The 25815-nt window shown below is 69.0% G+C and carries 26 protein-coding genes; 5 read left to right on the top strand and 21 right to left on the bottom strand.

Features of this window, described 5'->3' with window-relative positions:
- Window positions 1-87 precede the first annotated feature (87 nt).
- The gene (locus AC1DKV_RS08395) at window positions 88-1140 is read left to right on the top strand and encodes an alpha/beta fold hydrolase (protein WP_441613683.1); all 1053 of its coding nucleotides are present in this window, start codon (window positions 88-90) and stop codon (window positions 1138-1140) included.
- Between the two features lie 38 nt (window positions 1141-1178).
- Here AC1DKV_RS08395 and AC1DKV_RS08390 read toward each other — a convergent pair whose 3' ends face one another.
- Both AC1DKV_RS08390 and AC1DKV_RS08385 read right to left on the bottom strand, forming a co-directional pair.
- Window positions 1179-2510, bottom strand: coding sequence for a sensor histidine kinase (locus AC1DKV_RS08390; protein WP_441613682.1), 1332 nt, complete (start codon window positions 2508-2510; stop codon window positions 1179-1181).
- The gene (locus tag AC1DKV_RS08385) at window positions 2507-3250 is read right to left on the bottom strand and encodes a response regulator (RefSeq protein ID WP_441613681.1); all 744 of its coding nucleotides are present in this window, start codon (window positions 3248-3250) and stop codon (window positions 2507-2509) included. Before AC1DKV_RS08385 ends, AC1DKV_RS08390 begins: the two co-directional genes overlap by 4 nt.
- 246 nt (window positions 3251-3496) lie before the next feature.
- Between AC1DKV_RS08385 and AC1DKV_RS08380 the strand changes: the two genes are divergently transcribed.
- Entirely contained in the window at window positions 3497-5278 is a 1782-nt protein-coding gene (locus AC1DKV_RS08380) for a cytochrome c biogenesis protein DipZ (RefSeq protein WP_441613822.1), read from the top strand.
- Window positions 5279-5311: 33 nt separating this feature from the next.
- Here the strand turns inward: AC1DKV_RS08380 and AC1DKV_RS08375 are convergent, their stop codons facing one another.
- Complete coding sequence (locus AC1DKV_RS08375) at window positions 5312-5995, bottom strand: Crp/Fnr family transcriptional regulator (RefSeq protein ID WP_441613680.1); 684 nt, start codon at window positions 5993-5995, stop codon at window positions 5312-5314.
- A gap of 197 nt (window positions 5996-6192) precedes the next feature.
- Between AC1DKV_RS08375 and AC1DKV_RS08370 the strand changes: the two genes are divergently transcribed.
- A complete protein-coding gene (locus tag AC1DKV_RS08370; RefSeq protein WP_441613679.1) occupies window positions 6193-7704 on the top strand; it encodes a class I adenylate-forming enzyme family protein in 1512 nt (503 codons plus the stop codon).
- A 56-nt stretch (window positions 7705-7760) separates the two neighbouring features.
- On the opposite strand, the gene AC1DKV_RS08365 is transcribed toward AC1DKV_RS08370, so the two are convergent.
- The 5 genes from AC1DKV_RS08365 to AC1DKV_RS08345 all read right to left on the bottom strand — a co-directional run bounded on the left by AC1DKV_RS08365 (window position 7761) and on the right by AC1DKV_RS08345 (window position 11425).
- A complete protein-coding gene (locus AC1DKV_RS08365) occupies window positions 7761-7973 on the bottom strand; it encodes a hypothetical protein (protein WP_441613678.1) in 213 nt (70 codons plus the stop codon).
- 292 nt (window positions 7974-8265) lie between these two features.
- A complete protein-coding gene (locus tag AC1DKV_RS08360) occupies window positions 8266-8724 on the bottom strand; it encodes an FAD-dependent oxidoreductase (RefSeq protein WP_441613677.1) in 459 nt (152 codons plus the stop codon).
- A gap of 38 nt (window positions 8725-8762) precedes the next feature.
- Entirely contained in the window at window positions 8763-9290 is a 528-nt protein-coding gene (locus tag AC1DKV_RS08355) for an FAD-dependent oxidoreductase (protein ID WP_441643142.1), read from the bottom strand.
- Window positions 9291-9327: 37 nt separating this feature from the next.
- Window positions 9328-10311: a Bug family tripartite tricarboxylate transporter substrate binding protein gene (locus AC1DKV_RS08350; protein ID WP_441613675.1), complete on the bottom strand. Its 984-nt coding sequence runs from the start codon at window positions 10309-10311 to the stop codon at window positions 9328-9330.
- 163 nt (window positions 10312-10474) lie between these two features.
- Window positions 10475-11425, bottom strand: a complete 951-nt coding sequence (locus AC1DKV_RS08345) for a LysR family transcriptional regulator (protein WP_441613674.1) — start codon at window positions 11423-11425, stop codon at window positions 10475-10477.
- A 222-nt stretch (window positions 11426-11647) separates the two neighbouring features.
- On the opposite strand from AC1DKV_RS08345, the gene AC1DKV_RS08340 reads away from it, so the two are divergent.
- Window positions 11648-12418: a sulfite exporter TauE/SafE family protein gene (locus AC1DKV_RS08340; RefSeq protein ID WP_441613673.1), complete on the top strand. Its 771-nt coding sequence runs from the start codon at window positions 11648-11650 to the stop codon at window positions 12416-12418.
- A 27-nt stretch (window positions 12419-12445) separates the two neighbouring features.
- Here AC1DKV_RS08340 and AC1DKV_RS08335 read toward each other — a convergent pair whose 3' ends face one another.
- The 8 genes from AC1DKV_RS08335 to AC1DKV_RS08300 form a co-directional block, all read right to left on the bottom strand.
- A complete protein-coding gene (locus AC1DKV_RS08335) occupies window positions 12446-14071 on the bottom strand; it encodes a thiamine pyrophosphate-binding protein (protein WP_441613672.1) in 1626 nt (541 codons plus the stop codon).
- 238 nt (window positions 14072-14309) lie between these two features.
- A complete protein-coding gene (locus AC1DKV_RS08330; protein WP_441613671.1) occupies window positions 14310-16037 on the bottom strand; it encodes an L-aspartate oxidase in 1728 nt (575 codons plus the stop codon).
- On the bottom strand, window positions 16034-16648 hold the full coding sequence (locus tag AC1DKV_RS08325) for a fumarate hydratase C-terminal domain-containing protein (protein ID WP_441613670.1): 615 nt from the start codon (window positions 16646-16648) through the stop codon (window positions 16034-16036). Before AC1DKV_RS08325 ends, AC1DKV_RS08330 begins: the two co-directional genes overlap by 4 nt.
- Window positions 16649-16650: 2 nt before the next feature.
- Complete coding sequence (locus AC1DKV_RS08320; protein ID WP_441613669.1) at window positions 16651-17526, bottom strand: fumarate hydratase; 876 nt, start codon at window positions 17524-17526, stop codon at window positions 16651-16653.
- A gap of 106 nt (window positions 17527-17632) precedes the next feature.
- On the bottom strand, window positions 17633-18628 hold the full coding sequence (locus tag AC1DKV_RS08315; protein ID WP_441613668.1) for a Bug family tripartite tricarboxylate transporter substrate binding protein: 996 nt from the start codon (window positions 18626-18628) through the stop codon (window positions 17633-17635).
- A 65-nt stretch (window positions 18629-18693) separates the two neighbouring features.
- A complete protein-coding gene (sdhC, locus tag AC1DKV_RS08310) occupies window positions 18694-19047 on the bottom strand; it encodes a succinate dehydrogenase, cytochrome b556 subunit (protein ID WP_441613667.1) in 354 nt (117 codons plus the stop codon).
- Window positions 19044-19397 (bottom strand): succinate dehydrogenase, encoded by a 354-nt coding sequence (locus AC1DKV_RS08305; protein ID WP_441613666.1) that lies wholly within the window; start codon window positions 19395-19397, stop codon window positions 19044-19046. The genes sdhC and AC1DKV_RS08305 overlap by 4 nt, the downstream gene beginning before the upstream one ends.
- Window positions 19394-20107 (bottom strand): succinate dehydrogenase/fumarate reductase iron-sulfur subunit, encoded by a 714-nt coding sequence (locus AC1DKV_RS08300; RefSeq protein WP_441613665.1) that lies wholly within the window; start codon window positions 20105-20107, stop codon window positions 19394-19396. The genes AC1DKV_RS08305 and AC1DKV_RS08300 overlap by 4 nt, the downstream gene beginning before the upstream one ends.
- A 207-nt stretch (window positions 20108-20314) precedes the next feature.
- Here AC1DKV_RS08300 and AC1DKV_RS08295 point away from each other — a divergent pair, with 207 nt between their 5' ends.
- Window positions 20315-21247, top strand: a complete 933-nt coding sequence (locus AC1DKV_RS08295; RefSeq protein WP_441613664.1) for a LysR family transcriptional regulator — start codon at window positions 20315-20317, stop codon at window positions 21245-21247.
- 25 nt (window positions 21248-21272) lie between these two features.
- Here AC1DKV_RS08295 and AC1DKV_RS08290 read toward each other — a convergent pair whose 3' ends face one another.
- The 5 genes from AC1DKV_RS08290 to AC1DKV_RS08270 are packed head-to-tail and all read right to left on the bottom strand — an operon-like array spanning window position 21273 to window position 25760.
- The gene (locus AC1DKV_RS08290; RefSeq protein ID WP_441613663.1) at window positions 21273-22256 is read right to left on the bottom strand and encodes a Bug family tripartite tricarboxylate transporter substrate binding protein; all 984 of its coding nucleotides are present in this window, start codon (window positions 22254-22256) and stop codon (window positions 21273-21275) included.
- Window positions 22257-22312: 56 nt separating this feature from the next.
- The gene (locus AC1DKV_RS08285) at window positions 22313-23317 is read right to left on the bottom strand and encodes an Ldh family oxidoreductase (RefSeq protein WP_441613662.1); all 1005 of its coding nucleotides are present in this window, start codon (window positions 23315-23317) and stop codon (window positions 22313-22315) included.
- Window positions 23314-24249 carry a hydroxyacid dehydrogenase gene (locus tag AC1DKV_RS08280; protein WP_441613661.1) on the bottom strand — a complete coding sequence of 312 codons (936 nt, stop codon included), beginning with the start codon at window positions 24247-24249 and terminating at the stop codon, window positions 23314-23316. Before AC1DKV_RS08280 ends, AC1DKV_RS08285 begins: the two co-directional genes overlap by 4 nt.
- Window positions 24249-25424, bottom strand: coding sequence for a UxaA family hydrolase (locus tag AC1DKV_RS08275; RefSeq protein WP_441613660.1), 1176 nt, complete (start codon window positions 25422-25424; stop codon window positions 24249-24251). Before AC1DKV_RS08275 ends, AC1DKV_RS08280 begins: the two co-directional genes overlap by 1 nt.
- 54 nt (window positions 25425-25478) lie before the next feature.
- Entirely contained in the window at window positions 25479-25760 is a 282-nt protein-coding gene (locus AC1DKV_RS08270) for a UxaA family hydrolase (protein WP_441613659.1), read from the bottom strand.
- Between the last annotated feature and the right edge of the window lie 55 nt (window positions 25761-25815).

The raw sequence follows: 25815 nt of genomic DNA, 5'->3' as shown, positions 1-25815 counted from the left end.
CATGCAATCGCGCCGGGCCGCGGAAATATGCCGGATACACGGCATGCCTATTCTGCGGTCCGAGTGCAATCCATTGGGAGAGAGAGAATGTCGGATGAAATCAACCACCTTCGCCGCCGCATCTTCGGGACTGCGGCCATGACTATCGCCGCCGCCCAGTTCGGCCTGGCCGGCTCCGCCCGGGCGCAGGCCGGCAAGGCAGCACCGGCAAGCCTGCCCGCCATCAAGCCGGGTACGAATACATCGTTCGGCGCCTTGAAGCAGATCGATGCCGGCGTCCTGAATGTCGGCTACGCGGAAGCGGGCCCCGCCGACGGCCCCGTGGTCATCCTCCTGCACGGCTGGCCCTATGACATCCACAGCTTCGTCGACGTGGCGCCCATGCTGGCATCGGCGGGCTACCGGGTGATCGTGCCGCATCTGCGCGGGCACGGCACCACGCGCTTCCTCTCCGCCCAGACGCAGCGCAATGCCCAGCAGGCGGTGGTCGCGCTCGATATCATCGCCCTGATGGATGCCCTCGGGATCCAGCGCGCGATCCTCGCTGGCTATGACTGGGGCGCGCGCACGGCCAACATCATCGCGGCGCTCTGGCCGGAGCGCTGCAAGGCCATGGTCTCGGTGAACGGCTACCTGATCAACAACCGCGAACGCAACAAGGTGCCGCTGCCGCCGAAGGCCGAATGGGGATGGTGGTACCAGTTCTACTTCGCCACCGAGCGCGGCAAGGCCGGCTACGAGGCAAACCGCAAGGACTTCGCCAAGCTCATCTGGAAGGTCAACTCGCCGAAGTGGGATTTCGACGATGCCACGTTCAATCGCGCCGCGTCGTCCTTCGACAACCCGGACTACATCAGCATCGTGATCCACAACTACCGCTGGCGGCTGAGCCTGGCCGAGGGCGATCCGCAATACGACGAGCTGGAAAAGCGGCTCGCGGCGGGTCCCGCCATTGGCGTGCCCACGATCACCCTGGACGGCGATTCGGACGGCGTCGCGCCGGCTACGGACGGTACCGCCTACGCGAAGATGTTCACCGGCAAACGGACGCACCGGATCATCAAGGGCATCGGGCACAACCTGCCGCAAGAGGCGCCCCAGGCCTTCGCCGAGGCAGTCGTCGAAGTCGACCGGTACTGATCAGGCGCGGGCATTTCAGCGAGGCCCGGCGCCGCGGGTCAAGGCGTTGCGCAAGGGATGGTGATTTCCGCGCAGAGCCCGCCGCCTTCGCGGTTGCTCAGCTTGAGCGAGCCGCCGATCGCAAGCGCAAGCTGGTGCGCGATGGCCAGTCCGAGCCCGGTCCCGCCGGTCTCGCGGCTGCGCGACTGTTCCAGGCGGAAGAAGGGCTGCATGACGGCCTCGAGTTGCGCCTCGGGAATGCCGCGCCCGCGATCCATCACCTTGATGATGACCGAGCCTTGCGCATCTGTCTGCGCGCAGAGCTCCGCGGAGCCGCCGAACTTCAAGGCGTTGTCGATGAGATTGGTGAGGATGCGGCGCAGGGCGTGGGGACGCGTCAGGATGGTGCCGTCGAGCTTCTGCGCCATGGTCACGGCCTTGCCGGTGTCCTGGTAGTCGTAGGCGAGGCTCTCCATGAAGGACCCGATGTCGATGCGGGACGGCTTCTCGGTATCGCCATGCGTACTGCGCGCATAGGCCAGGCCTTCCTGGACGAGTCGCTGGATCTCGGCCAGGTCCTGAACCAGCTTGTCCTTTTCGACGGAGTCCTCCGCCATTTCGGCGCGCAGCTTCATGCGCGTGATCGGGGTCTGGAGGTCATGCGAGATCGCCGCCAGGATCTGGACCCGCTCCTCGACATAGTGGGCGATGCGGTCCCGCATGGCGTTGAAGGCCGTGGCGGCATGCGCCACTTCGCTTGGCCCCGTTTCGCTCAGCCGCGGTGCCTGCTTGTTCGGGTTGAGCGCATTGGCGGCATTGGCGAGGTCCGCCAGCGGGCGTATCGCCAGCCGCACCGCGAACCAGCAGCAAAGCACCAGAAGAATGAGCTGCGTGATCAGGACATAGGGCAGCCACTGTGCCAGCGGCATGGCGGCGGGGTGCACGTCGATCGTCAGGGGATTGCCGTCGCTCAGGGTCAGGTGGGCCTGCAGGCGCTTGCCGTCGCCCGGTATGGATTCGACCTTGACGGGAAAGCGCTGGCCGCCGGCGTCCTGGATCCGCGCGGCAATGTCGGCCCCCCGGCTGGTGAGGTCGGGGACGCCGGGCAAGCCCGGGCCCAGCACATATCGATACGTTCCGCGGTTGAGCCGCGACAGCCAGTCTGCCCGCTCGTTGGCCGGCAGGCGGTCCAGAATGGCGATCGAGGTCGCCACGTCGGTCTCGAGCGTGCCGAGCATCATCGCCCTGGCCGTGACGTAGCGCTCCAGGAACACCACGCCGAAGGACAGGCCATAGGCAATCGTCAGGCCGCCGAGAAGGATGAGGAACAACCGCGATGCCAGCGTGCGGGGCCAGGGCAGGAACCGCCGGGGCACGGGGATGGCGTTCATCGGCGGATCTCGGTGATCTCGACCGGCATGGAAAAGACGTAGCCCTCGTTGCGCACGGTCTTGATGTAGGCCGGCTCCCGCGCATCGTCGCAAAGGCGCTGGCGCAGCCGGCTGACCAGCAGGTCGATGGACCGCTCGAACAGTTCCGCTTCGCGCCCCTGCGTGAGATTCAGGAGCTGGTCCCGGTTGAGCACGCGCTGCGGATGATCGACGAATACGCGCAGCAGGCGGTATTCGGCGCCGCTGAGCGCCACCTCCGTGCCTTCCTGGTCGATCAGGTGCCGGCCGGAGGTGTCGAGCTGCCAGGTGCCGAAGCTCAGCAGCTGGCCGGCCTCGCTCACCTGGAGGTTCGGCGGCAGCATGCGGGTGCGGCGCAGCACGGCCTTGATGCGGGCCAGCAGCTCGCGCGCAGCGAACGGCTTGGCCAGATAGTCGTCGGCGCCCATCTCCAGGCCGACGATGCGATCGGTCTCGTCGCTGCGCGCCGTCAGCATCAGCACCGGAGTCGCCTTGTGCTTGCCGGCACGCAGTTCGCGACACAGGACCAGGCCGTCGTCGCCGGGCAGCATCAGGTCGAGCACGATGAGATCGACGGTGTTGGCCTCCAGGAAAGCCCGCATGTGCCGGCCGTCGGGTGCGACGGTGACGCGCAGCCCGTTCTTGGTGAGATAGGTCGAGACCAGTTCCCGGATTTCGCGATCGTCATCGACGATCAGGATGTGATCGATATGAGGGTCCATCGTAAGCACCTTCGACGTGGATTGGATACGGATTGGCAGCGGCCCGGGAAATGCGTCAACGCGGACTGTTTCCGGGGATTGTAAGCGCTTCTCTTTGTATCGCAATGTATCTGCCGGGGCGCCGCGCACACTTCCATACGCGTGCGGCCGATCCCGATACATCGGGGATATGTCGGTGGTGTTTCATACATGCATGGCCGGGATACAGCCGCGCCTCCCAGCATTCACGCAAAAAGGACGATCATGATTACGCTTCTGGCCGTTGCCTATCTCGGGGGTGTGCTGACGATACTCAGCCCGTGCATCCTGCCGGTGCTGCCGTTCGTCTTTGCGCGCGCGCAGCAGCCCTTCGTGCGCAGCACGCTGCCGATGCTCGCCGGCATGGCCATGACCTTTGCCCTCGTCGCCACCCTGGCGTCGGTCGGCGGCGGCTGGGTGGTGCAGGCCAACGAATACGGACGCTACGCCGCGCTCGCGCTGCTGGCCGTGTCCGGTGTCACGCTGCTCTCGCCACGGCTTGCCGGCGCGCTGACGCAGCCGGTCGTCGCGCTGGCCAACCGCTTGATGAAATCGACGGGCGGGACGTCGCAGGCGCCGACCTCCGGCGCTGCCTTGCTGGTCGGCATTGCCACCGGCCTGCTCTGGGCGCCCTGCGCGGGGCCGATCCTCGGCCTGGTGCTGACCGGCGCGGCGCTGCACGGCGCCAACGCAAAGACCACGCTGCTGCTTGTGGCCTATGCGGCGGGCGCGGCAACGTCGCTCGCGGTTGCGCTGCTGATCGGCGGCCGGGTCTTCACCGCCATGAAGCAATCGCTGGGTGCCGGCGAATGGGTGCGCCGGGGCCTCGGCGCGGCGGTCCTGTGCGGTGTCGCAGCCATCGGGCTGGGTGCGGATACCGGGCTGCTTGCGCGGTTTTCGAACGCCGGCACGGCCAGGTTCGAGCAGGCGCTTCTCGATACCTTCCCCGCGCACGCAAAGCCGCCGTCGACCAGGACGGCCGCGCGCGTGCGCGACGGCATCATGCGGGTCGCCGCCGACGCGCGCCCCGCGTTTCGCAGCGGCTTGCCGGTCGAGGGATCGTTGCCGTCGCTCGATGGCGCAGTGGGGTGGCTTAATTCGCCGCCGCTGACGAGCGAGCAACTGCGCGGCAGGGTCGTGCTGGTCGATTTCTGGACCTACTCGTGCATCAACTGCATTCGCACCATCCCCTACCTGCGGGCCTGGGCGGAAAAGTACAAGGACCAGGGCCTTACCGTGATCGGCGTGCACACGCCCGAGTTCGCCTTCGAACGAAACGCCGGAAACATCCGCAAGGCGATCGATGGCTTCCGTATCGGCTATCCCGTCGCGGTGGACAGCGACTTCAAGATCTGGCGTGCATTCGACAATCACTACTGGCCGGCCATCTACTTCGTCGATGCCAAGGGGCGGATCCGCTATCACCAGTTCGGCGAGGGCGACTACGACAAGGCCGAGAAGGTCATCCAGGACTTGCTTGCCGAAGCGGGCGCCGCGAAGGCCGCGACACCTGCCGTGACGCCGGACGCCACGGGTGCGCAGGCCGCACCCGACCTCGACAACGTGCGCTCGGCCGAGACCTACATCGGCTATCAGCAGGCGTCGAACTTTGCCTCGCCCGAAGGACTGACGAGCGATGTCGCGCGGAACTACACCATCGGCGCTCCGCGCCTCAATCGCTGGGGGCTGGACGGGAACTGGACGGTGGGCGCCGAGCAGGCGACGCTGAACCGGGCGAATGGCGGCATCACCTACCGGTTCCGCGCGCGCGATCTCCATCTGGTCCTTGGCGCGGGCGCCGACGGCAAGCCGGTGCGCTTCCAGGTGAAGGTGGACGGCAAGGCGCCGGCAGAAAGCCACGGTGCCGATATCGACGCGGCGGGCAACGGCACCGTCACCCAGACGCGCCTCTACCAGCTCGTGCGCCAGTCGGGCGAGGTCGCTGAACGCACCTTCGAGATCCGCTTCCTCGACCCGGGTGTCCAGGCCTTCGTCTTCACCTTCGGCTGACCGCCCTTCCCGGAAGGCGTCGCCGGGCGCCGGTCAGGCCGCCTGCGCGGCAAAGGCACGCAGCCCGGGCAGATCGATCACCGTGACGCGGCCGTAGGTGATCGCCAGCAGGCCATGCGTCTCCATCCGGCGCACGGCAAGATTGACCTTTTGCCGCGTGACGCCGGACAGATAGCCGATCTCTTCCTGCGTCAGCGGTATCTCGGCCTTGCCCAGGGGATAGAGGCGCGGATTGAACATCGCCAGCAGGCAGTTGGCGACGCGCAGGACGGGCTCGGTAAGGCGGTCGTTCTCGACCATGGCCATCAGTTGGCCGAGCCGTTCGTTGACGTGTTCGAGCAGGAAGCGGTTGAAGGGGATGCTGCAGTCAAGCAGCTTGAAGAACAGCGCGGCGGGCAGGCACGCCACGCGCGAGGTGCGCAGCGCGACGGCGTCGTAGTGCCAGGCTTCGGCCTTGATGACCGTGCCCTCGCCGAACCAGGCGCCGGCCGGAATGCCGGCGAACGTCATCAGCCGGCCTTCGCTCGACGTATTGCACACCTTGACCAGCCCGTCCACCACGCCGAACCAGCAATGGCTCGGCTCGCCGCGCCGGCACACGTAGCCGTCCGGCGCTACCACTCGCAGGCTGGTTCCGGCGCGCACCTGCGCTTGCAGCCCGGGGTCGAGCGCCCCGAACCACGGCGCGGTGAGTAGCAACTGGTCGATCGTGTCCATGGCTTGCGGGGTTGGCTTGTGTGTCGGCCGGCTCCGGCGCGGGATTGCCGCGGATTGTTGCGCACGGGACAGACTTGCGCCGCGCCCATGCCTAGAGTGGCAACCATCGAAGACGCGCGCAATGCCAGCCATGGCATGACGCGAAGCGTTCCGCCGCATATTCTGCGGGAATTCGCGCGCGCGGCCAACCGGAGACGATGATGGAGACTTCACTCGGCGCGCTGATCGCGCAGGCTGCCGCGCGCTTCGGCGACAAGACGGCGCTGGTGGCCGACGGGCAACGCTATTCCTTTGCCGAACTGGACCGCCTGTCGTCCGGCGTGGCCACCCGCCTGCTGCAACGCGGACATGGCCATGGCACCACGATCTCGCTCTACGCGCCCAACTGCGCGCAATGGATCGTGGCCTACTACGGCATCCTCAAGGCGGGCTGCATCGCCAACCCGCTCAACCTGATGCTGACAGCGCCGGAGGCGGCCTACGCGGTGGGCGACTGCGGCGCGTCGGTGGTGTTCGGGGAAGGCGACAAGCTGCTGGCGCTGCGCGAGGCGCTGGGCGAGGCCTGCCCGGCACTGGTCTCGCTGCAGGGCACCACGGCAGGCATGGAAGCGTTCGCCGACTGGACCGGCACGCCGCCCGACCCGGGCCTGCGCCTGGACCAGGACCGCCTCGGCGAGATCAGCACGATCGGCTACACCTCGGGCACCACCGGCAAGCCCAAGGGCGCCGTGCTCTCGCACCGGTCGATCCTGATGAACACCGCCATGACCGCGACCATGCACGGGCGAACCGAGGCGGATACCGTGGTCAGCGCGCTGCCCTTGTCGCACGTGTACGGCAACATCGTCATGAACTGCGCGATGGCGTATGGCATGACGCTCGTGCTGCACGCCGTGTTCAGGCCGGAAGTGGTGCTGCAGAGTATCGCCACGCATCGCGCCACCCTCTTCGAAGGCGTGCCGACGATGTACATGTACCTGCTGGACTATCCGCAGTTCGGCGACTACGACATCAGTTCGCTCACGCGCTGCACGGTGGGCGGCCAGACCATGCCGGTGGCGAAGATGGAGCAAGTGCAGGCGCGCTTCGGCGCACCACTGCTTGAGCTGTGGGGAATGACCGAGCTGGGCGGCCTGGGCACCACCCATTGCCTGCTCGGCCCGCGGCGGCTCGGCTCGATCGGCATCCCGCTGCCCTTCATGCAGGCGCGCATCGTGCGCGCCGATGCCGCCGGCACCGTCCTGCCGCCGCATGAAGTGGGCGAACTGGTGCTCAAGGGGCCGCTGACGATGGACGGCTATCTCAACCGCCCGGATGCCACGGCGCAGGCCATCGACGCCGAGGGTTTCCTGCATACCGGCGACCTCGCGTACATGGACAGCGACGGCTATATCTTCGTGGTCGACCGCCTCAAGGACATGATCATCACCGGTGGCTTCAATATCTATCCGGCCGAACTCGAAAGTGTGCTGTGCGAGCATCCCGCCGTGGCGATGGCGGCGGTGGTCGGTGTGGCCGACGCGTTGAAGGGCGAGCTGGCCAAGGCATTCATCGTTCCCGCCCGCGGGCACGTCGTCACGGAAGAGGCCTTGCTGGCGTTTTGCCGCACGCGGCTCGCCGCCTACAAGGTGCCAAGGCTGGTGGCGTTCGTGGACGACCTGCCCAAGACCGGGTCGGGCAAGATCCTGCGGCGCGCGCTGCGCGGCTGAGCGCAGCGCGCGTGCGGGCACGGGGCGCCTGCACGCGCGCCGGTGGCTGGCCCGGCTCAGCGCTGCGGACTATCGAGCAGCGTCCAGCGGTCCGGCGCGTCTTCGTTCGCGGCGGACAACACGAGGGTCTGCCCGCACGCCTCGCAGCGGTAGACAAAGCCCGTGCCGCGCATGGCTTCGCGCAGCATGGTGACCTTGGCCAGCCGGGGGTGTGGCGGGAAATGGCCGGGTCGGTCCACTTGCGTGATGCATAGATCGCAGAGTGACATGCCTGCCTCCGTTTGGATGGCCACGCGGGCCGGGAAATGCTGTGGTGCAGCATTTCATCCAGTATAGAGGTGTTTCGCCGCACGGCATGGCTTTATCGTGCGGGCCGTCGCGCCGCCGCCTCACTCGCGCCGGACGGCGGCGCGGCGGCCGCCAGCAGGCGGCGCGCCGTCAGCCTGGCGCCCGATGCCTGGCGGGCCTGGTTGCACAGGTGTGCGTGCCTGGCAGGAAAGACCCGATCCCGGCACCGCGGACTTGACAGCCTTCGGACGATGCGCCGCGCATGCCGGCAGCTCAGTTCCGTGCCTCCATGCGCCTGGTCAGGGCCGCCCGTTCCTGCACCGCGCTCCCCAGCAGCGAAAAGCCGACGAGCTGGCCGCTCGCGGCATCGGTGCAGAGCGCGCGCAGTGATTCGTCCACCGGGCCGGCGGCCTGTTCGACCAGCCAGTCGCCGCTGCCCGGCGGGGGCGCTGCCACCACGGCGGGCACCGCGGGCGTCTTCACGCTGACCGGCATCACCGGGAACACCACCGGCGTCGGCTCGCCGCACAGCGTGCGCGCGAGCGCGCGCGCGGCGTGCGTGATCGGCAGCACATAAGGCTGCACCTTGCCTTCGATCTCGGCGCAATCGCCCAGGGCATACACATCTGGCGCGCTGGTGCGGCAGCAGGCGTCGGTGCGGATGCCCTGGCCGGTGTCGATGCCCGCCGCGCGCGCCAGCGCGGTGCGCGGTGCCAGCCCGATGGCCGACACCACGAGATCCGCATCGAGCGTGCCGCCGTCGGCCAGCGTCAGGCGGTAGCCCAGCCCTCGTGCTCGATGGTGCTGACGCTGCGCCCGAGCAGCATGCGCACGCCGTGCCGGTGCAGGCCGCGCGCGTAGACATGGCCGGCGGCTTGCGGCAGCAGCCGCGACAGCGGCGCGGCGGCGGGGTCGATCAGCGACACGACGAAGCCGGCCGAGGCCAGGTCGTTGGCAAATTCGCAGCCGATCAGCCCGGCGCCGAGAATGGCGACCGAGCGGCAGTTCGCCAGCGCCAGGCGGAAGCGCGCGTAGTCGCGCAGGTCGTTGATGCACAACACGTCGGCGGCGCCCGTGCCCCGCAGCGGCGGCCGGCGCGGATCGGCGCCCACGGCCAGCACCAGCCGGCTGTATTCCAGCGCCGTGCCGTGCGATTCGACGGCATGCGCCTCCGCACGGATGCGCCCGACCACCTGGTGCGTGCGCACCGTCGCGCCGAGTTGCCGTGCCATCGCGGCGGCATCGAAGTTCGCCAGCGCGGCGGGCGCCTTCTTCAGCGCCAGCGCGTTGGACAGCATTGGCCCCCGCCCCCGCCCGCGACGCACCGCGTTCATCTCACTCCGCGCTGGCGCCGGACTCCTTGGCCACCTTGGTCCATTTGCTCGTCTCCGCACGAATGAAGCCGGCCAGCTGCGCGGGCGTCATGTCGCCGGCGGTCACGCCCTGTTCCTCGAAGCGCTTCTGCACTTCCGGCAGTTTCAGCACCTTCGCCAGTTCGGCGCCGATGCGCTGCTCGACGGCCGGCGGGGTGCCGTGCGGGGCCATCACGGCGTACCAGGTGGTGACCTCGAAGCCCTTCACGCCGCTCTCGTCCAGCGTGGGCACGCCGGGGTAGGCGCCGGAGCGCCTGGCCGTCGTCACGGCGAGCGCCTTGACCTTGCCGCTGCGCACATGGGGCGCGGCCGACGGGCTGGTCTCGATGGCCATCTGGATCTGGCCGGCGATCAGGTCGGTCATCATCGGCGCGCCGCCCTTGTAGGGCACGTGGGCGATATCGGTGCCGGTCATCGAGCGGAACAGCTCGCCGGACAGGTGCTCGGTGCTGCCGGTGCCGGCGGAGCCGTAGTTGACCTTGCCGGGATGCGCCTTGATGTAGGCGATCAGTTCGGGCACCGTCTTCGCCGGGATGGACTGGTTGACCAGCAGCACGTTGGGGGTCAGCGCGGCCAGGCCGATCGGGTCCAGGTCCCTGGTGAAGTCGTAGGGCAGGGTCTTGTAGATGCCGGGCGCCATGGTGTGCGCCACGGTGGCCAGCAGCAGGGTGTAGCCATCCGGCTGGGCGCGCGCCACGATGCCGGCGCCGAGCGTGCCGCCGGCGCCGGGCCGGTTGTCGACCACCACCGGCTGGCGCAGCGCCTCGCCGAGCTTCTGGCCGATGGTGCGGCCGATGATGTCGGTGGTGCCGCCGGCGGCGAAGGGCACCACCAGCGTGACCGGCTTGGCGGGCCACGGGTCCGCCGCGAAGGAGGCGGCGCCTGCCGACATGAGGATGGTGCCGAGGATGCCGGCGAGCGCGGCGCGGCGGGCGGTGGACTGCATGGTGTCTCCTGGAGGGATGGTTCTTGTCGTCGGCGCGCGGGCCGGCTGCCGCGCGTGCGCGCGGCGCCGGGCCAATGCAGGGCATGCGCCGGCGCGGCGCGATGGTGGCGTGACTGTACGAAGCGCGGCGAGGCGGCGCCAGTCACGTTACGGCAAGGGGTCTTCAGGATTCGTGAAGGGTGGCGCCGGGCCAGCGGCCTTCCCTGACCAGCGTGCGGGTCACGCTGGCCAGCACGGTGCGCGCCGCCAGCCCGGCCGGGGATAGCTCGTCGTCGGACAGGCTGACCAGCATGTTGGGCCGGCACACCGCGCCGTTCGTGCCACTGGCGCCGCCGCCGTCGGCGATCTCGATCATGTCGAGTGGCTCGCCGAGCAGCCGCGCCACCGCCGCGCCGGGCTGGATGGTGGCGCCCAGGCCGGCGCGCACCGCGTCCATCAGCATCGCCAGGCCGTCGATCTCGGCCACCACATTGGGCTGGTGCCGGCTGCGCGCGAAGGCCTTGTTGAGCAGGGCGCGCAGGCCATGCGGGCTGCTTGGCAGGATCAGCGGCAGGGCGCCGAGCTGTTCGAGCTCCACCGGCGCGCCCGCGGGCATGCCGGCCTGGCCCGTGCGCGCAATCACGAACAGGCGTTCCTCGAGCAGCGGCGTCACGCTCCAGCGCTGGCTGCCCTCGATCTGGAACAGCACGGCCAGGTCGAGCTGGCGCGCGCCGATCATCGCGGCCAGGTTGCCGGACAGGTTCTCCACCAGGTGCAGGCGGATATCGGGATAGCGCTCGCGCATGGCCAGCATGAAGGGCAGCCCGAGCACGGCGATCGTGCTGGGCGCCATGCCCACGCTCACATGGCCGGACAGGCGCGCGAGCTGGGCCGCGCGCACGGCGTCATCGGCATGGCGGATGGCCAGCTGCGCCTGGCGCCAGAAGGCCAGGCCCGCGTCGGTGGGCACGGTGCCACTGGAGGTGCGCTGCAGCAGCCGCGTGGACAGCTCGCTCTCCAGCCGGCTGATCTGCTGGCTCAGGGCGGAGGTGACCACGCCCAGCTTCTGCGCCGCCTGGCCCATGCTGCCCAGTTCCACCACCTGGACGAAATAGCGTAGCTGTCGAAGTTCCATGTTCCTTTCCCGATTCCCGTGCCCGAAGCAACAGCCGGCATTGTGCACGCCTTGCGGCGAGGCCCGCGCGGCGCCGGCCCCGGCGACCGCGCGAGGCTTCTCCAATCACCCATGTCATATAGATGATGTGGTTGACGTGAGGGTGAGCGACCCATATGATGGGGCACGCTTCGCAGCGCCGGATCCCTCCCGCCCCCGTCCCCTTCCCATCGGCTGCCCATCTTGCTGACCGAATTCCTCCTGTCGCAGACGCACCTGTCGCTGTTCCAGCTTGCCTGCCTGGTGCCGATCGTCATTTGGGCCTATACGATATTCGGGCTCACCGGGTTCGGCTCTTCCATCATGGCCATGCCGCTGCTGACCCAGATCGTGCCGTTGCGCACGGCCGTGCCGATGATCCTGTTCTTCGATCTGGTCGCCGGAACGCTGCTGGGCCTGCGCAGCCGCCGGCAGGTGAATACGGCAGAGTTGCGGCGGCTGGTGCCGGGCGTGCTGGCCGGCATGGCGTGCGGCCTGGCATTGCTGATGCATGCGCCGGAACGCCCGCTGCTGCTGGTGCTTGGCCTGTTCGTGCTGCTGCACTCCGCATGGAGCCTGCTGTTCAAGCGCGGCTACAGTGAACTGGATCCGCGGCTGTCGGTGCCGTTCGGCCTCGCCGGCGGCGTGCTGACCGCGCTGTTCGGCACCGGCGGCCCCGTCTACACCATCTACCTGGCCGGCCGGCTGCGCGATCCCGGGCAGCTGAGGGCCACCACCAGCACGCTGATCGTGCTGACCGCTTTCGCAAGGCTGGCGATGTTCGCGGCGGCGGGACTGTACGCCAATACCGCCATCTTCGTGCTGGCGGCCGTGCTGATGCCTTGCGCGATCGCCGGCTATCTCGCCGGCGGCTGGCTGCACCGGCGCATCGCGCCGGCGAAGGTCATCCACGCGGTATGGGGCGTCCTCGTCATGGCCGGACTCGGCCTGGTCTATCGCAGCGCGCTGGGCTGAGCGCCGGGCGCGCCGCGGCCGTGTCGCTCAGCGGCGCGCCACGACGGGCGCCGCCACGCCTTCCATCCGCACGTTGACGCAGGCCGGACGGCCCGATGCGATGGCGCGCCGCACGGCAGGCAAGAGCTGGTCCGGCGCCTGCACAAGCTCGCCGTGCCCGCCGAAGGCCGCGCACACCTGGTCGTAGCGGGTGGGCAGCAGTTCGCAGCCGACCAGCCGCTCCTTGCCATAGCTGTTGAGCTGGATCTGGTACTCGGCATTCCAGCGCGCGTCGTTGCCGACCACGGCGACGAACGGCAAGCCGTAGCGCACCGCGGTATCGAACTCCGCGACATGGAAGCCGGTGGTGCCGTCGCCCATCATGGCGATCACTGGCGCATCCGGCTGCGCCAGCCGTGCCGCCAGCGCCATCGGCAGGCCCGCGCCGATGGCGCCCGCGGGCCCGTTGATGACGCGGTGCGGCGCATGCAGGCACGCCTGCGCCCACTGCCCGAACTCGCCGCCGTCGGACACCAGCACCGCATCCGGGTGGCTATCCAGGATGGCTTGCAGCGGGCGGCATACCTGGACCGGGTGCAGCGCCCCGGCGGCCGTGGCGGTGTTCCATGCATCGGGCCGGTAGCGGATGGCGGCCGCCACTTCGTCCAGCCACGCGCGGTGCCGCTGCGGCCCGCTTGCTCCGGCCACGAGCTGCGCGATGGCGCTGCCGACGTCCGCGCGCCGTGCGAAGCGCAGGCGGTCGCCGGCGGCGCGGCGGCTGCGCGCGAGCTCGCTCTCGTCAGCATCGATCTGCAGGAAGCTGCAGTCGGCCGCAAAGGCGGGCGCGCCGCCGAACCTGAGCGTGAAGTCGAGGCGCTTGCCCAGCAACAGCACGCAGTCGGCCTGCGCCAGCATCTGCGCGAATGCACCGAGGCTGGGATCGTTGTTGCCGCGCGGGCTCTCCATGCCGACCACGGGAATGCCCGTGCGCGCCTCCAGCTCGGCGGTGCGCACGCGTGCGCGCGCGGTCAGCCAGGCCGGGCCGGCAAGGATCAGCGGGCGCCGCGCGCCCGCCAGCGCCGACAGCACGGCGGATGCGTCCTGCGCAGCGAGCGCGGGCGCGTGCGCCGGGACGGCGATGGAGGCGGGCACGCCGGCCTCCCGCACGGCGTCCTCCAGCGCATCGGTGGGCAGGCTCAGGTGCACCGGGCCGGGCCGGCCGGAGGCCGCGATCTGCATGGCCAGCGCCATGTCGGCGGCGATGCTGTCCGCGCCGGCGCAGGTCCAGGCTGCCTTGGCTACCGGCGCCGCCATCTCGGCCTGGCGCATTTCCTGGAAGGCGCCGAAGCCGTGCTGCCGGTTCGGCGCATGGCCCGACAGCAACACCAGCGGCGACTCCGACATCTGCGCGGTGTAGAGCGCGGAGACCGCATTGGCGTGGCCGGGCCCGCCGGTGACCATGGCCACGCCGAACTCGCCGGTCAGGCGCGCCCAGGCATCGGCCATGTGCACGGTGGCGGCCTCGTGGCGCGTGTGCAGCAGCCCGACGCCGGCGTCGAGGCAGGCGTCGAAGACCGGCATGATGTGATTGCCCGACAAGGTGAATATGCGCTTGACGCCGGCCTGTGCCAGCGTGCCGGCGAGCGCGTCTGCGCCGCGGTGAGACTTCGCCATTTGCTTTCCTGCTTGAGCTGGATATCGAGGGATTTGCCGGGTTGCTCGTACATGATGACCAGGGCTTCGACGTTGAGCGCCGCCGGGGGGTGCCCGGCCTCGCTTGCCATCGGCACCTCGGGCAGGGCCGGCAGGCGCTGCGGCGAAGTGGTCACCACAGCCCGCAGTTTGCCACCCTTGAGGTTGCCGACCAGCGCCGTCATCTCTTCTTCAGCTCTCCTCCACCTCCGGACTTTCCTCAGGCCGCCTCCTCCTCCAGAATCGTCTGCCCCGGAGCGACGCGGGTGAACTGCACGGGTGAGCGGGTCAGTTGCAGCGTGCCGCCGCGCTGGCGCACCACGGTGAAGCTGGAGCCTGGCAGGTCGCCGGTGGCCGGGAAGTCTTCGCGGAAATGCGCCCCGCGCGAGTCTTCGCGTGAGAGCGCGGCTTCCACGATGGCCTGGCTAACGCCGATCAGGCTCCTGAGGTTCATCCAGTCATGCCAGGTGACGTTGAACCCGCGCTGGCCGTCGGCCACGCCGGTGGCCAGCAGCGTGCGCTCCAGCTCCGCGAGGCGATGACGGGCCCGCAGCAGGCCATCGCGCGTGCGCATGATGCCTACTTCGTCCCACATGCAGTCGAAGAGCGCCTCGCGGACCGGTTCGAGACTGCCCGGCCGCTGGCCGAAGGGCGCCTCCATGGCCGCGACAGCGGCCGCGATGGCGGCTTCATCGGGCGCGCGCAGCGCCCCGTTGCGGCGGGTCCAGGCTGCCATGCTGTCGCCGGCGATGCCGCCGAACACGGTCGAGTTGGCGACCCCGTTGCCGCCGAGCCGGTTCGCGCCATGCACGCCGCCGGTATCCTCGCCGGCGGCGAACAGGCCGTGCAGTTCGGTGCTGCAGTCGGGACGGAACTGCAGGCCGCCCATCATGTAGTGGGCGGTCGGCACCACCTCGACGAGGTCGCCCGCGAGATCGAAGCCGCAGTCGCCGCAACGCTCCACCATGCCCTTGAACTGCTTGCGCACCTTGTCCGGGCCGAGATGCCCCATCTGGATATAGACGCCGCCGTTGGGCGAAGTCCGGCCGGCACGCATCTCGGCGTAGATCCCGCGCGAGACGATGTCGCGCGTGGCACGCTCGCCGCGCGCATCGTAGTTGTGCATGAAGCGTTCCTTGCTCCCGTTCAGCAGGTAGCCGCCGGCGCCGCGCAAGCCCTCTTCGAGCACCGTGCCGGTCATGCGCGTGTCCGTGCCGGCCAGCAGCCCGGTGGGGTGGAACTGCACCATCTCCATGTCGCGCAGGGGCAGCCCGGCGCGCAGCGCCATCGCCAGGCCGTCGCAGCTCTTGTCGCCCGATGGCGTGTGGAATTTGTACATGGTCGGGCCGCCGCCGGTGGCCAGCAGCACCGCCTTGGCCTGCACGAAGACGAACTCGCCGCTGCGCATGTCGATCATCAGCACGCCGGCCAATGCCTGGCCATCGGGGGTCTTGATCAGCTCGACCGCGCGGTGCTCCTCCAGCCGGCCGATGCCGCGGCTCCAGACCTGCTCGGCCAGCCGGTTGATGATCTCGATGCCGGTCAGGTCGCCCTTGTGCACGGTGCGGTCGAAGGTCTGCCCGGCGAAGGCCTTCTGGTGGACCGTGCCGTCGGGGTTGCGGTCGAAGAAGCAGCCCAGTTCGTTCTCGAGTTCGTGGATGCGCTCCACCGCCTTGGTGACCAGCGTCCAGGCCAGCTCCTGGTCGGACAGCCATTTACTGCCTTCCACGGTGTCCATGAAGTGGCGCTCGACCGAATCGCCCTGCGCCAGCGCCACGTTGTAGCCGCCCTGGACCATGCGGGTGCAGCCGCACTTGCCGAGCAGCCCCTTCACCGCCACGGTGATCGAGAGTTCCGGCGCGTTCTGGTGCGCGTGCAGGGCGGCGAACAGGCCCGCCCCGCCGGAACCGAGGATCAGCACATCGGTCTGCAGTCGTGTGATTTTCATGGCTTTGCCACTCCAAGGCTGGCCAGCACGGCGGCGCGCTGGTCGGCGGTGTTCTGCCTGACGGCGGTATAGAGGCTCTGGCCGTGGCTGTCCATGGCCACCAGCAGGGGCCCGAAATCACGGATCCTGAACTTCCACAGCGATTCCGGGTTGAGGTCGTCGAGATCGACGTCCTCGATCTGCTCGACCCATGTGGTCTCGAGCGCGGCGGTGCCGCCGATGATGGCCAGGTACGCACCGCCCAGTTCGCCGAACGCCGCGAGCGAATCCTCGCGCATGCCGCCCTTGCCCACGATCATGCGCACCCCGCACCGGCGCATCAGCGGCTGGGTGAAGCGCTCCATGCGGTCCGAGGTGGTGGTGCCGATGCACACCGGCTGGTAGCCGGCGGGGTGCTCGGCGCTGGCGGGCACCTTGCGGACATTGGGCGCGGTGTGGATCACGGCGTGGCCGGCGAGGTCGAAGCGCGTGGTGCGCTGCCGGTCGAACATGTGGATCTGGGTGGCGTCGCGGATGCCGAACAGGGTCTGCTGCAAGGTCACGGTGTCGTTGACGCGCAGCCGGCGGACCTGTTCCTCGGTCACGGGCATGGAGAGTTCGTAGTGCGCCATGGTCAGAATCCGTAGCTGACGCCGTCAGCGCTGAAGGTGGCACTCGCGCGGCGCGCGGAGTGGCACTGCATGTTGACGGCGATGGGGTTCATGGTGATGTGCGTGGAGGCCAGCTCGATATGCACCGCATAGGCGGTCGCATCGCCGCCCAGGCCCTGCGGGCCCACGCCGAGCCGGTTGACTGCCAGCGACAGCTCGGCTTCCAGCGCCGCGCCCGCGGGGTCGGCGCAGCGCGTGCCGAGCGCGCGCGTGGCGGCGCGCTTGGCGAGCGCCACGCACAGGTCCGAAGTGCCGCCCAGGCCGACGCCGACGATCGTCGGCGGGCAGGTCTTGCCGCCTGCGGCGATCACGCTGTCGATCACGAAGGTCTTGATCGCATCGATGCCCTCGGCGGGAATCGCCATCTTGAGGAAGGAGTTGTTCTCCGAGCCGCTGCCCTTGGGCACCATCTCCAACGTCAGCCGGCCGGGCGTGTCGTCGAAGTCGATATGGATCACCGGCACCTCGATGCCGCAGGAGGTATGGTTGTTCTGGCGCGTCAGCGGGTGCACCACCGACGAGCGCAGCGGATGTTCGCGCGTGGCGCGCTCGCAGCCGCGGCGGATGGCCTGCTTGAATGCATGCCCGTCGACCGCGACGCCGGTGCCGATCACCATGTTGTAGATCGGCACGCCGGTGTCCTGGCACAGCAGGTTGTCGGTCTGCTCCGCAATGGCGATGTTCTTGCTCATGGTGGCCAGGACGCTGCGCGCCGTGGCCGAGGTTTCCTGCGCCTGCAGGCGCCCGATGCCCGCCTTGACGTCGGGCGGCAGGATCTTCAGCGCGCGGATATACAGTTCCCTGGCCGTGTCCTCCAGGGCGGAAAGATTGATTTGCATGCTGGTCCCCGATGCTTGGCTGCGATGGTTGCCGGCGCTCGCCGGCGCGCCGGTCCTGCGTTTTGTCTCGCGCCCGGCTGGCGCTAGGTTGGCGCTCAGTTGGCGCTCAGTTGGCAGTGAGGTTGCGGTTCCTGACGACCTTCTCCCACCGCAGCGATTCCGCGGCGATGGCCGTGCCCAGTTGCTGCGGCGTGTTGCCGACCGGCTTCATGCCCTGCGCAAGCAGGCGCGCCTGGGTGTCGGGATCGGCCAGCACCTTGACGGTGTCTTGCTGGACCTTGCTGAGGATGTCGGGCGGGGTGCCGGCCGGCATGACGAAGCCGAACCAGCCCGTGACGTTTTCCAGGCCCGTGAGGCCGGCTTCGGTCGCGGTAGGCACGTCGGGCAGCATCGGCGAGCGTTCGGTGCCGGTGACCGCGAGCGCGCGCAGCTTGCCGCCCTTCACGAACTGCGACGCGGCCGCGATATTGCCCACCATCAGCTGGAGCTGCCCGGCCATCAGGTCGTTGTAGGCCAGCGATTCGCCCTTGTAGGGAACGTGCGTGATATTGACGCCGGCGGCATCGGCGAACGCCTCGCCCGCCATGTGGACCTGGCTGCCGGTGCCGGCGGAGCCGAAGTTGAGCTTGCCCGGCTGCGACTTCGCCAGCGCGACCAGCTCCTTCAGGTTCCTGGCGGGCAGGCCCGGGTTCACGACCACCAGCATGGGCCCGCTCGCCACGCTGGTGATGAAGGCGAAGTCCCTCGCGCTATAGGGCAGTCGCTGGTAGATGTACTGGTTGACGGTGAACATGCTGCCGGAGGCCAGCATCATCGTGTAGCCGTCGGCCGGGGCTTTTGCCGTCACCTGCGCGCCGACCGCGCCGCCCGCGCCCAGCCGGTTTTCGATCACCACGCTCTGCTTCCACATTTCGCCCAGCTTCTGGCCGACCACGCGTCCGAGCACGTCGGTGCTGCCGCCCGCCGCGAAGGGAACGATCATCGTGACCGGCTTGCTGGGCCACGTATCGGCGCGGGCGCTCCCGACGCAGAGCGCCGTGGCGGCGCACAGGCTAAGCGAAGCCCAGATCCTGCGGCTTGTGGATGATGCGGACAACGTCATTGCGGTCTCCTTTTGTGCAGGTGGAAATGGCGCCGCTTCATGCGGCGGCGCTCATCGTGGTCGGCCTACGAAAACAGCGAAAGCATGAACGCCAGGCCAGTGCACAGCCCGGCGCCGAGACTGAGCGCGATCCAGTCCTTGCGCAGGCCGGTCCATGGCCGGAACTCGATCAGCAACAGGCGGATGCCGCCCATCAGGTGGAGCGACAGCAGGATCACCAGGCCCCACTCGCCGGCCTTGAACAAGGGGTTGTCGGCGAGCCTGAGGAAGCCGTCGAGGGCCGCCTCGCCATGGATGGCTTGCCCGAGCGCCCAGAAGTGCAGCGGCAGGAAAAGCGCGAGCCCGAGGCCCGACAGCCGGTGGATCAGGAAGGCCCAGTAGGCGGCGTGGTTGCGCGCGCGCATGTCGTTCTTCTTCATGGCATCACCACCGCGTAGACCGCGCGCAGGCCGGCGCAGGCCAGCAACGCGCCGAACAGCCACGCGGCGGCGACCACGCTGCGCGAGCGCCAGGCCAGCCATTCCTCGGCGATGCGCATCAGGCCGACCGGCACGTGCACGGTACAGGCCAGCACGAAACAGGCGTAGAAGGCGCCGAACAGCCAGTTGCCGCGCGTGCGCGCCAGCACCTCGGCGCCGGACAAGCCGCCACGCACGGCGACCATGATCACGGCGATATGCCCCACCACGCACAGTGCCAGCACCATGGCGCTGAGGCGCTGCCAGTACCAGAGCCTGGCCTGGGTGGCGACCGACAGGGTCTCGTTCATAGCTCCCCCTTCATGGCGGCCTTGGCGACCTTGTGCTTGAGGCCGGCGATGGCGGCGGTCGGCGCAAGCTGCTTGGGGCATCGCTCGGTGCACGAGCCTTGCGTGTGGCAGCTGTGGCAACCGGCGTCGCCGGCAACCGCGCGCAGGCGCTCGGCGCCCCGCACGTCGCGCACGTCGTTGACCAGCGTCCATGCGCGGTTCAGCGCGGCCGGCCCGAGATAGTCGGGGCGCCAGCCGACCACATCGCAGGAGGCGTAGCAGACCCCGCAGCCGATGCACTCGATGCCGGCATCGGCGGCCTTGCGCTCGGGCGAGGCCGGCGCGACGCTTGCGAACGGGTCGTGCCGCGTCGCCGCACCCTTGAACTGTCCCTTCGCGGCAGCCCACTTGTCGAAGAACGTGCTCATGTCCGTCGCCAGGTCCTTGATCACCGGCAGGTTCGACAGCGGGGCGATCTCCAGCGCATTGCCTTTCGCGACTTTCGCGACGTGCGTGCGGCAGGTCCAGCAAGCCTTGCCGTTGACGGTCATGGCGCAGGAGCCGCACATGCCGACGCGGCATGCGAAGCGGTAGCCCAGGTCCGGTTCGAGATGACGCTGGATGTAGGTCACCACATCGAGGATGGTCTGGCTGGCGTTGCGCGGCACCGTGTAGACGACGAACTCGCCGTCCTCATTGCCGCGCCATACACGAACGTTGAGTGTTGTCATGGGGATCGTCTCGGGGGTGGTGTTCAGTGCGCCGCGGCCTTGGGCGCCGGGGACCGGTCTGCTCGCTCTTCTTTTCGTATTGTTTCGGATTGCGTTGCGAACAAAAAGCTAGTAATTCTCTTGTCCAGATAAAGAAAACCTTTGCGTTCGCGCGTGCCGCTTCTTGCGCAGGCGCATCCCGCTTGCCGCTTGCCTGGAGCCGCGCCGATGCCTTCCATCCGTACCATCAAGACCTTCCTGGCAGTGGCCCGGTACGGCACGCTGGCAGCCGCGGGCAAGCAGGTCGGACTCACGCCCGCGGCCGTCGGGCTGCAGATCCGCGCGCTCGAGGAGGACCTGAACTGCCAGTTGTTTGACCGCAGCGCGCGCGCCGCGATTCTCAATCCCGCCGGGCGCAGCATGGTCCCGGAGCTCGAGGCGCTGGTGCAGCGGTACGAGGCGCTTGCGGCCGGGCGGGAAGACGGCCTGTCGGGGACGGTGCTGGTGGGCGCGCTGGTGTCGGTGCTGATGGGCGCGTTCGCCGACGCACTGTGGACCATCAAGCAGGAACACCCGCGGCTCGACGTGCGCCTGTTCGCCGGCCTCTCGGCCGCTTTTGCCCTCAAGGTCGAGCAGGGCGAACTGGACGCCGCGGTGGTTACGCGCTCGCCGCGCGCCCTGGCCGCGAACCTGGTATGGACCGAGCTGTACACGGAGCCGATGGTGCTGATCGTGCCGCGCCACCCGCATTTCTTCCTGCCCGGGGAGGGCATGGAGATCCTACGCGAAGCGCCCTTCATCCGCTTCGAGCCGGGCACGTGGACAGGCAACCTGGTGCAGGAGGTACTGGACCGGTGTGGCGTCACGGTGAATGAGAGCATGCAGTTGAACTCGAACGAAGCGATCATCGAACTGGTTCGCCAGGGCTTTGGCGTATCGATCGTGCCGCGCCTTGCCAATGTCACGTGGGAGGGCGACAGCCTGCTGCGCCTGGTGCCGCTCGAGGGTATCGACGTGTGGCGCCACGTAGGGTTGCTGGAGCGCACGACACATGCGCGCACGGCATTCACCGACGTCATCAAGGGATACTTCCGGCACAGTGGGGCCATTCGCGGCGGCAAGCCGGCACAGACCGTGCACGCGCGGCGCACAGCCTCGTGATACCCGCCGCGAGGACGCGCCGGGGTCAGTCGGCGTGGATGTCCTGTTCCTTGATCAGCCTGGCCCAGCGCGCGACTTCACTGTTGAAGTAGGTCGCGAAGGCCGCGCTCGCCAGCGGCGCCGGCGTGAAGCCGCTGGCGATGATGCGATCGCGCACGCCCTTGTCCTCCAGCATCTTCGTCACCGAGTTGCCGACCTTGTCGATCACTGCCTGCGGCGTGCCCGCCGGCATCATCAGGCCGGTCCAGTTCTCGACGATGAGATCCGGGAAGCCGGCCTCGGCCACGGTCGGCACGTCCGGCATCAAGGGATGGCGCTCGCGCGTCGTCACGGCCAGGGCGCGCAGCTTGCCGCCCTTCACGTTCTGCAGCGATTCCGGGAAATTGGAGAACACCACGTCGATCTGCCCGCCGATCAGGTCGGTGAGGGAGGGGGTGCCGCCCTTGTAGGGCACATGGACGATGCTGGTCTTGCTGAGCCGCTCGAACAGCGCCAGCGCCAGGTGCGGAGGCGTCCCATTGCCGCTCGAGCCGGCGCTCAGGCGGCCCTTGCGCGCCGCTTCGGCGAGGTCCTTGAGGGACTTGACCGGCGAGCTGGCCGGCACCACCACCATCATCGGCGACGAGGCGATGCGCGCGACCGGCACCAGGTCCTTCTGCATATTGAAGGGCAGGCGCGGGAACAGCGACACATTGGACGAATGCGCCAGCGTCACCGCCAGCCAGGTATAGCCGTCCGCGCCGGCGCGGGCGACTTCCGCCGCGCCGATATTCGCGTTGCCGCCAGGCTTGTTCTCCACCACCACCGGCTGCTTCCATTCCTCGGCCAGGTACTGGCCGACCTGCCGCGCCGAGATGTCGGTCAGGCCGCCTGCTGCAAACGGCACGACATAGCGGACCGGCTTGGCCGGGAAGGGTGCGGGCGCGTTGCTCGCGCCGGCCGGTACCGCCAGCAGCGCAAGCAGTACCAGCGACGAGCCGGCAATGCGTCGGACGAAGGTGCAATTCATGTTGTCTCCTGGGGTGGGACCGGCGCCTTCTGGCGGGCGCCGTGCATGTTGTGCGGTCAGGCTTGCGAGAGGGTTTGCAGCTCCTTGTCGAGGGCTTCCGGAATGTCGATGCCGTGCTCGCGCGCGCGCGCCTGCGCGTCGGTGCGCCGCGCGCCGGGCACGCGCGTGCCGCGGTCCGACAGCATAGCCGCGATCAGGGTTTCGAGCCGGGCGTGGTAAGTGGCGTCGCCGGCGAAGCCGGCCGGGTTGAAGGCCAGGAACAACTGGCCGATACGCGGCTGGTTGCCCGCGTCCTCGAAGAACGAGTCGGCTTCCGCGCCAAAGCGGGCGCCGGCCAGCGACACGATCAGCAGTTCCACCATCAGGGCCAGCATGGCGCCCTTGACGCCGCCCGCCGGCAGCATCGAGCCGCGCAAGGCGGCCTGGGCGTCGGTGGTGGGCCTGCCTTCGGCATCGAGCGCCCAGCCCAGGGGAATGGGCTTGCCCTGCTTGGCCGCGACCATGATCTTGCCGCGCGCCACCTCGGACAGCGACAGGTCGATGACCAGCGGCTCGGCATCCTTGCGCGGGAACACCGCGGCGATCGGATTGGTGCCGAACAGGGGTTTGCTGCCGCCCCAGGCGGGCATGGCCGCGGGCGAATTGCCCATGGCGATGCCGATCATGCCGGCCTGCGCCACGGGATCGAGATGCAGCGCCGCCGCGCCGAAGTGATGGCTGTTGGTCACCACGCCGGCGCCGATGCCGCATTCGCGCGCGCTCGCCACGGCGGCCGACACGGCCAGCGCGCAGGCGGGAAAGGCAAAGCCCGCCTGCGCATCGACCAGCGTGGAGCCCGGCGTCTGCCGCGCGATGACGGGCTGCGCGTCGCCGTTGACGCGCCGGTGGCGCAGGTGCGCCACGTACATGGGCACGCGCGACACGCCGTGCGAGGGCAGGCCGGCGAGGTCAGCCTGCACCAGCGCGCGCGCGGTCGGTTCGGCCTGCGCCGCGCCGGCGCCGGCATGGCGCAGGGCCTGCGTGGCGCGGCGTACCAGTTCTTCTGCACGATACATCGTCATACGGTGACTCCCAGTGCGTTCCTGACCGCGTCCGCGATCATCATCGATACGCGCACGTTGGCCTCGTGGCTGACGCCGGCGATATGCGGCGTCAGCACCAGGTTCGGCGCGTCGGCCAGCACGCTGGCGGCGCCCAGCGGTTCCGTCTCGAAGACGTCGAGCGCCGCGCCCGCCAGCCAGCCCTCGTGCAGCGCCGCCGCCAGCGCGGCCTCGTCGACCACCCCGCCGCGCGCGGTGTTGATGAGGACCGCGCCGCGTTTCATGGCGCGCAGGCGCTTCGCGTCGATCAGGTGGCGCGTGGCCGGCACCAGCGGCACGTGCAGGCTCACCGCGTCGGCGGTGGCCAGCAATGCCTCCAGTGCCAGCGGGGTCGCGCCGGTCTCGCGCCACGCCGGATGGTCGCCGGGCAACATCGGGTCGTGCGCCACCACCCGCATGCCCAGCGCCGTGGCGAGCCGCGCCGTCAGCCGGCCGATATCGCCGAAGCCGACCAGCCCGAGCGTCCTGCCGAGGGCTTCATGGCCTTCGGACAGGCGCGCGCGCGGCCACTTGCCTGCCACCATGCCGGCGTGGCTCAGGTAGGCCCCGCGCATCAGCAGCAGCGCGGTCGTGACCACGTACTCGGCCACCGAGCGCGCGTTGGCGCCGGTGGCGGGGATCACGCGGATGCCGCGCGCCTCGCAGGACCTGACGTCGATATTGTCGAGCCCCACCCCGAGCCGGCCGACCACGCGCAACGCCGGGGCGGCGTCGAGCAGCTCGGTGTCGACCCGGGTGCGGTTGCGCACGATCAGCGCATCGGCCTGTCCCAGCGCGCCGAGCAGGGCATCGCGCTGGTCGACCCAGTCCGGCTGGTAGCGCAGCCGGACGCAACGGTCCAGCACCGCCACCGCATCGGCGTCCATGAACTCGCTGATGCAGACCTGTTTCATCAGGCGGACTCGTGGATGCGCGTGAGCACGAACTCGCGGTGGCCCAGCGCCTCGGCGGCGGTCCAGCGCCCGTTGATGGTGGCCATCATGCATTCGAGCAGCTTGTCGCCGGTCTCGTCCAGCGTCTGCTCGCGCTGCAGCAGGCCGGAGCAGTCCACGTCCATGTGCTCGCTCATCAGGCGCACGGTGCGCGGATTGGCGCACAGCTTGATGACCGGCACGATCGGGTTGCCGATGACATTGCCCTGGCCGGTCGGGAAGAAGTGCACGACATAGCCCGCGGCGGCGCACAGCGTGACCATTTCGGCGGCGGCGGAGGAGGAGTCCATGAACCAGAGCCCGGGGCCGGTCGGTTCCTCGGCCTTGTCCAGCACGCCGTCGACGGTGCACTTCTTGCCGATCTTCTGGATGTTGCCCAGCGCCTTTTCCTCGATGGTGGTCAGGCCGCCAGCGATATTGCCCTTGGTCGGCTGCGACTCGGACAGGTCGGTGGTCTTCCAGCGGTCGATCATGCCCTGGTAGCGGTTGAACATCATCATGAACTCTTCGCGGACCTTGGCATTGGCGCAGCGCGCGGCCACGATGTGCTCGCCGCCGGTGAGTTCGGAGGTCTCGCCGAACACCAGCGTGGTGCCGAGCGGGTGCAGCTTGTCGAAGGCGTTGCCGACGGTCGGGTTGGCGCCGCAGCCGGAGGTGGTATCGGACTCGCCGCACTTGGTCGACACCCACAGGTCGCTGATCGGGCATTCCACGCGTTCCAGCGCGGTGGCGTACTGCACGAACTCCTTGGCGGCCCGCGAGGCGCGCATGATGGTGTCGTGGTCGCCGTGGCCTTCGATGCCGAAGCCCACCACCGGCTTGCCGGTCCTGGCGATACCGTCCACCACCTTCTTGGTCCATCCGTCTTCGATACCGATCACCACGACGGCGGCCACGTTGGGATTGCTGCCCGCGCCGATCAGGGTGCGGAAGTGCAGGTCGAGGTCGGGCCCGAACTGCAGGCGGCCGTACGGGTGCGGGATCGCCATGGTGCCCTTGATGGCGACGGCGACGGCTTCGGCCGCGGCGTTGGAGAGGTCGTCCAGCGGCAGGATGATGACGTGGTTGCGCACGCCGACGCGGCCGTTGTCGCGGCGATAGCCCCGGAAGGTGGTCTGGTTGTCGATGACGGACATTGGATGTTCTCTCGGTATGTTGTACGGGGGACGAGCGGGGAAGGCGGGCGCGGCTTACCAGCGCTTGGTCTTGATGTTGTGGACATGGGCATGGTCGCCGGCCTTGATGGCGGCGACCACCTTGCCGATGTCGATGCCGTACTTGTAGACCGTCTCGCCCACGCCCATGTCGCGCAGCGCCACCTTGTGCCCGATCGGGATGGCCTGCTTGGCCACCACCGAGATGATCTTGTCCTCGTCCATGATCCAGGCGTTCAGCTCGGTCCCGGCCTGGATCCCCTCGACCACCGCGACGGCGACGGTGTCTTTTGCATCGTGCAGCACAACGTGAATCATTGCTCCTCCTGTGGGTTTTGTTACGGCGCAGCATGTTTTGGGCGGCGACCGATGA

The organism is Cupriavidus sp. 05T41 (genome assembly GCF_056396525.1).
The sequence above is the reverse complement of the archived record's forward strand: the minus strand, read 5'-3'. Positions and strand labels throughout refer to the sequence as shown.